Annotated in this window: 3 protein-coding genes and 1 rRNA gene; all 4 read right to left on the minus strand. The window is 55.2% G+C overall.

Features of this window, described 5'->3' with window-relative positions:
• Window positions 1–70, minus strand: a 16S ribosomal RNA gene (locus ACFO9Q_RS22000); the annotation flags it as partial.
• 442 nt (window positions 71–512) lie between these two features.
• On the minus strand, window positions 513–2,510 hold the full coding sequence (gene ligA / locus ACFO9Q_RS22005; protein WP_379185739.1) for an NAD-dependent DNA ligase LigA: 1,998 nt from the start codon (window positions 2,508–2,510) through the stop codon (window positions 513–515).
• A gap of 235 nt (window positions 2,511–2,745) precedes the next feature.
• Window positions 2,746–5,127 carry a DNA helicase PcrA gene (pcrA, locus tag ACFO9Q_RS22010; protein WP_379185737.1) on the minus strand — a complete coding sequence of 794 codons (2,382 nt, stop codon included), beginning with the start codon at window positions 5,125–5,127 and terminating at the stop codon, window positions 2,746–2,748.
• A gap of 179 nt (window positions 5,128–5,306) precedes the next feature.
• Complete coding sequence (locus ACFO9Q_RS22015; protein ID WP_379185738.1) at window positions 5,307–6,026, minus strand: heptaprenylglyceryl phosphate synthase; 720 nt, start codon at window positions 6,024–6,026, stop codon at window positions 5,307–5,309.
• Window positions 6,027–6,629: the final 603 nt, after the last annotated feature.

Raw genomic sequence — 6,629 nt, forward strand, 5'->3', positions numbered from 1 at the left:
TCCGCTCGACTTGCATGTATTAGGCACGCCGCCAGCGTTCGTCCTGAGCCAGGATCAAACTCTCCATTAAAGTGGAATAATCTTTCGGCTGAAGGCCGATGGATTATTCTCACGGTAGAAAGATTGTAGCTCACTAGACTTGCTAGCTTGTTTAAAGCTTTATTTAACGGATGACAAGATCCATTTGTTCAGTTTTCAAAGAACTTGTTTGTTGCAGTCACCTTATGTCGTTTCCTGTTGTTCCGTGGTGACAAGGTATTACTTTACCAGCTTCGTTCAGGCTTGTCAACAACTTATTTTCAAGCGGCTTAGCTGCTCTCATTCGTTATTGCCGTATGCCCCGAAGCGACAAGAAATAATGTAACACATATCTACAAGACATTGCAAACAACAAAAAATGGTAATTGCTCCGATGCTCTACCGAAAACAGAAACACCCTTCGAATACCCGCTACTGGACGCGCTTATCAAAGGGTGTTCCGTAGTGCGCACAGTCAACAGACAAGGAAGAAGCTATCCCTCACCTAGAAGCTTAAGCAGCTCATTCTCATCCTCTATAATCGTAATGCCAAGCTCCTGTGCCTTCGTCAGCTTGCTGCCCGCGCTCTCACCAGCTATGAGGAAGTCGGTCTTCTTCGATACGCTTCCTGATACCTTCGCCCCGCAAGCCTCCAGCTTCTTCGCTGCTTCGTCGCGTGTCATCAAGCTCAGGGTACCTGTGAGTACAACCGTCTTGCCATTGAAAATACTATCCGTACGCACCTCCACCGGCTGCTCGGCCTCGGCCTTCACGCCGTACGCGAGCATCTTATCTATGCTCGCGGCCACGGTCTCATCGGCGAAGAAGGAGACGATGGACTCTGCCACAATGCCGCCGACGTCCGGCAGCGTGATGAGGTCTTCAAGGGCAGCCGAGCGGACAGCGGCGAGGCTGAGGAAGTGGTCGGCAAGGACGCGCGTCGTCGCTTTGCCGGTATTCGGGATGCCGAGCGCGTATAGAAACGCGGCAAGGTCACGGCTTTTGGACTTCTCGAGGGCATCGAGAAGCTTTTGGGCTTTTTTGGCACCGAAGCGGTCTAGATTAATAAGATCATTATAGGTTAGGGCATAGAGATCCGCAGGGTCGCGCACCTCGCATTCGGCATAGAGCTGCTCCGCGGTCTGCGAGCTGAATGTCTCGATATCCATCGCATCGCGCGTCGCGAAGTGTGTAATACGCCCGATAATCTGCGGACGGCAGCCCAGCTTGTTGTTGCAGAACAGATGGGCCCCGCGCTGCTCCAGCTCCGTACCGCAGGAAGGACAGGCCGTCGGATAGACGATCTCCTCCCCAGTCTCGGCCTCATCTGCCTTACCTAGAATCTCAGGGATCACATCATTGGAGCGGCGTATGAATACATGGGTGCCTAGGGCGTGCTTCAGCCCCTTGCGCTCAATGTCACCGACGTTGTTAAGCGTACAGTTCTGCACGGTCACACCCGCCAGCTCAACGGCCTCCACTCGCGCCAGAGGTGTAATCTTGCCCGTACGGCCCACGTTCCACGATACGGATTCGAGCACGGTCGTCGTCTCCTCCGCCTCGAACTTGAACGCGACCGACCATCGAGGGAACTTGTCGGTATAGCCCAGCACGTCACGCGTACGCATATCGACCAGCTTCACGACCGCTCCGTCAATTAAGAAGTCAAGCGTTGGGCGCAGCTCGGCAATCCGGGTCAGCTCAGCCTGCACTTCCTCAAGCGTATTCCAGTACGATACGTACGGATTCACCTTGAAGTGATTGTCATGCAGGAACTGCTGAAGCTCCTGATGGGTAGCGAATGTGACGCCGTCTGCATAGCCGATGTTGTAGAAGAACGCATTCAGCTTCCGCTCCGCCGTCGTCTTCGGATTGAGGTTGCGAAGGGCGCCTGCAGCTCCATTACGAGCATTCTTAAGAGGCTCAGCCGCAGTCTGGTTGTACTTGTCAAGGACGGAGAGGAACATGATCCCTTCCCCCTGCACTTCAATAATCCCGTTCGTGAAAGGAATTGTCAGAGGCACCGAGCGAATCGTCTTCACCTGCGCCAGTATCCCCTCACCATTAACCCCGTTGCCGCGCGTCGCAGCTTGAACAAGCTGGCCATCCTCGTAAGTGAGGTTCAGCGTCAGCCCGTCGAACTTGTACTCCACCGCATACTGAGGCTCTGGCAGCGGTGTCTCGTCCGGATGCTTGGCGTTGTAGTCGGCGATGCCTCGCAAGACGCGGCCGTTCCATGCGGCCAGATCTTCGAAGTTCTGTGCCTTGTCGAGACTCCATAGACGGGAGCGGTGACGGTGAGGCTCGAATCCCTTCAGAACCTCGCCGCCTACCCGCTGGGTTGGGGAATCAGGCAGCACGAGGCCGCTCGATACTTCAAGCCCAACCAGCTCGTCGTAGAGCTTGTCCCACTCCGCGTCAGAGATGGTAGGCTTGTCTAACGTATAGTAATGATAATTGTGACGGGTTATCTCCTCCGCCAGCTCCTTCATGCGCTGCAGCACCTCTGCCTGCGTGTTGACTTCCACGAGGAAGCCCCCTCTCTTAATCATAGTGAACCTTGCTATATGTAGAGAGAACGGTGCAGCTTGAACCATCTCCTCAGCAGGCGTTATCCCTAATCGGATGCTGCCTTCCTATGCTGTCATGTAAAAGATGGTTCATCCGCACCGTTCCGTGGTGTTCGTGTAAGTCGTGTAAGCTAAAAGAGTGAAAGAGTGAAACGGATTATTGCACCTTCGTAATCGGCGCAAAGCCGGCCAGCAGCCGCTTGATCCCGACCGGTGCCGGGAATGCGATCTGCAGCTCCATGTCATTGCCCGTCCCCTTGACGGATACAATGACACCCTCGCCCCACTTGCCGTGAGCGACACGGTCTCCCGCCGCGAACGAGCCCGAGGCTTCGCCGCCTGCGCTAGCGGCGGCGCCAGCCCCGCCCGCCCGGGCGGCGGCATCCAGCGGCGTGCTCACGCGCACGCTGCTGCGGCCGCCCGCGGCGGCTCCGGCCCCATAGGCGCTGCCAGGGGGCCGTCCCCCGGCGCCAGCCGGCGCGCCATAGCCTGGCGCGCGGCCTGCGCCTGAGCGGCTGCCGGCGCCGTATGAGGCGCCGGCTCCGCCGCTGAAGCGTCCGCTGCCGCCGATCGTGCCGGCGGGCGCGGCTGCCTGCTTCACGCTCTCTGGAATCTCTTCCAGGAAGCGTGATGGCATGTTGGCGCTCGTGCGGCCGAAGATCGTCCGCATGCGCGCGCAAGTCAGATACAGCCGCTCCTCCGCACGGGTGATGCCGACATAAGCGAGACGGCGCTCTTCCTCGAGCTCATCATTGTCCATGAGCGCGCGGGAATGCGGGAATATGCTCTCCTCCATCCCGATGATGAAGACGACCGGGAATTCAAGGCCCTTCGCACTGTGCATCGTCATGAGGACGACGGCGTCCTTGGGCGTGTCGTCTTCGTCTTTTTTGTCCATAGAGTCGATATCAGCAATTAGAGCCAGGTCGGTCAAGAATGCGACTAGCGTCTTGTCCTCGTTACGCTTCTCGAAGTCCATCGTCACCGACAGGAACTCGTCAATATTCTCCATCCGCGCCTTCGACTCCAGCGTATTCTCACGCTGCAGCTCCATCTTATACTGAGACAGCTCCAGCATCTTCTCCGTCAACTCGGTGACCGACAGATAATCCACCATTCGGGTCAAGTTATCAATCATGTCTCTGAATTCCGCCAACGCTGCACGGGTCCGGCCGCTTATCTCGAGCGCATCCATCTGGCCGAGCACCCGGTAGATGGAGACGCCGCGTCTAGCTGCCTCTTCCGCAAGCTTGCCCATTGTCGTGTCGCCTATACCCCGCTTCGGCACATTAATGACCCGCTGCAGAGAGATATCGTCATCCGGATTGGAGACCAGCCGCAGATAAGCAAGCAGATCCTTAATCTCCTTCCGATCGTAGAACTTGATGCCTCCGACAATCTGATACGGAATATCCGACTTGATAAGAATCTCCTCTATGACCCGTGACTGGGCATTCGTACGGTACAGAATCGCATGATGCGCGAACTTGCGGCCGCCATTCACATTCTTCCGAATCTCGCCCGTCACATAATATCCTTCATCATGCTCGGAGTCTGCTTGATAGAGCGAGATCATATCGCCCTCGCCCTGCTGCGTCCACAGCTTCTTCGGCTTGCGGCCGGAGTTCAGCTTAATGACCGCATTCGCAGCGTTCAGGATGTTGGCGGTAGACCGGTAGTTCTGCTCGAGCATGATCGTCCGGGCTTCCGGATAATCCTCCTCGAAGTTGAGAATGTTCGTAATGTCCGCGCCGCGCCAACGGTAGATCGACTGATCGCTGTCCCCAACGACACATATATTATGATGCTTGTCCGCTAGCATGTTGCAGAGCATGTACTGCGCACGGTTCGTATCCTGATACTCATCGACATGGATATAGCGGAACTTGTTCTGATAGAATTCAAGCACCTCCGGAACATCCTTGAACAGCTTGATCGTCATCATGATGAGATCGTCGAAGTCCAGCGAGTTGTTGCTCATGAGACGCTTCTGGTACATCGTGAATACCTTAGCCACTATCCCTTGAAAATAATCGCCAATCTTCTCCTCATACCGCTCCGGAGAGATCAGCTCATTCTTCGCGCCTGAAATCGAAGCTTGAACGGCCTTCGGCTCGAACTTCTTCGTATCGATATTCATATCCTTCATACAATTGCGTATGACGGATAATTGGTCTGCCGAATCCAAGATGGAGAAATTCGAGGTGAAGCCGATCCGGTCGATATCTCTTCGCAGGATACGAACACACATCGAGTGGAAGGTAGATACCCAGATGTCCTCTCCAGACGGACCAACGAGCGTAGAGACGCGATCCTTCATCTCGCGGGAAGCCTTGTTCGTGAAGGTAATCGCGAGTATGCTCCACGGAGCTACGCGCTTCTTCTCTATTAGATAAGCTATACGATGCGTTAGCACGCGCGTCTTGCCGCTGCCCGCTCCTGCCATAATAAGCAAGGGTCCGTCCGTTGCCCGAACTGCCTCCTGTTGCGGCGGATTAAGCTTCTTCACCGCTTCCTCAATACCGATCGATTGATACATAGGTTAACTCCTTTGTTCCCATTTGTTCGCCTATCTCTCAGTGTAGATTAAGGGCATGGAGGTGTCAATTTAGACTTCGTAGTAATTTATCTCAGCAGAGAATAGTCGGCATGATTAATCTGTTCTCGTAACACGGGAGATGGCTCCGTGCGGCATGCAGCTTGCCCGGGTTAGAGGTACTAACCATTCCGTCTCACATAGCTGGCGTCCTTCACAGCAGCGACTGTAGATAATGCCTTGTCCAGATCGGTATAGATGACGTTGCCTACAACTACTGTATCCACAGCCTCTGCCGCCTGACGAGCCCGTTCAGCACTGTCGATTCCGCCGCCGTAGAACACTCTGCTGTCTGCCCCGGCTTGCGCGGCTGCCTGTCGCACCAGCTCCATATCCCCGAACCGCCCGCTGTACTCGAAGTACACGACCGGCAACTTCATGATTCGGGTAGCCATCCGAGTGAGAGCAATGACTTCTTGTGTGCCGAGGCCCGCGTTCGCTCCGGACAGCTTAGCCGCTGTCGCCTCGCCGTTCAGAATAATATAGCCCTCCGCTGCCGTCTCATCCCAGGGGACGAAGGTGCCGTATTCGAGCAGCCCCATGGTCTGATGGCCTAGAATCCATTCCGCTCGGTCTGTATTAAGGACCATAGGTATGAAGTACCCGTCGAAGCCTGGTACAGCCCCATCCATTGAAGACACTTCCAGTGCGCAAGGCACCTCGTAGCGGCGAATTCTCGACATGAGATCCACTGTATTCTCGAACGTCACCCCGCTAGATCCTCCGACCATTATTGCATCCGTTCCCGACAAGCAGATTGCATCCAGCGCTTCGTCTGTTAATTCCTTATCTGGATCCAGCTTGAATACATGCCGCCAGCCTGTGAACCATTCATTTGCCATACGCTGTTATGCCTCCAATAATGACCCGATCTTGTTCAACCTCACCAGTCTAAGTGAGCGCTGTGAAGCTGTCAATTCAACCTCATTGTGATATGAAAAAAAGGCATCCACCCTATCCAAAAGGTAAATGCCTCAGCTTTTATCCATATAACAACCGTGCTCATGTGGCAGTGCGCGCGACCTGTTGGCCGTAACTCACTAGCGGCGCGGCCCAGGTGCATTTCTGCACCTTATCGCGCCCGTCGCGCCCAACTCGCTGCCATTCTGGTGCATTTCTGCACCTTATCGCGCTCACCACGCCCAGCTAGCCGCTATTCTGGTGCATTCCTGCACCTTATCGCGCTCGTCGCGCCCAACTCGCTGCCATTCTGGTGCATTTCTGCACCTTATCGCGCTCACCACGCCCAACTCGCTCCCATTATGGTGCATTTCTGCACCTTATCGCGCTCACCACGCCCAGCTAGCCGCCATTCTGGTGCAGTATTGCACCTTATCGAGCTCGCCGCGCCCAACTCGCTGCCATTCTGGTGCATTATCGGCTCAGCCCCCTAAATCCGGAGTCCACCCATACAATCTTACATCAGTCGTAGCTTTTCTTCTTTT

It is taken from the genome of Paenibacillus sp. GCM10023252 (assembly GCF_042653305.1).
GTDB lineage: Bacteria > Bacillota > Bacilli > Paenibacillales > Paenibacillaceae > Pristimantibacillus.

Excerpts from the sequence above, each read along its gene's own strand:
- ligA (WP_379185739.1), bottom strand. The coding sequence starts at position 2,510 with ATGAAGGAGCTGGCGGAGGAGATAACCCGTCACAATTATCATTACTAT.
- pcrA (WP_379185737.1), bottom strand. The coding sequence starts at position 5,127 with ATGTATCAATCGATCGGTATTGAGGAAGCGGTGAAGAAGCTTAATCCG.
- ACFO9Q_RS22015 (WP_379185738.1), bottom strand. The coding sequence starts at position 6,026 with ATGGCAAATGAATGGTTCACAGGCTGGCGGCATGTATTCAAGCTGGAT.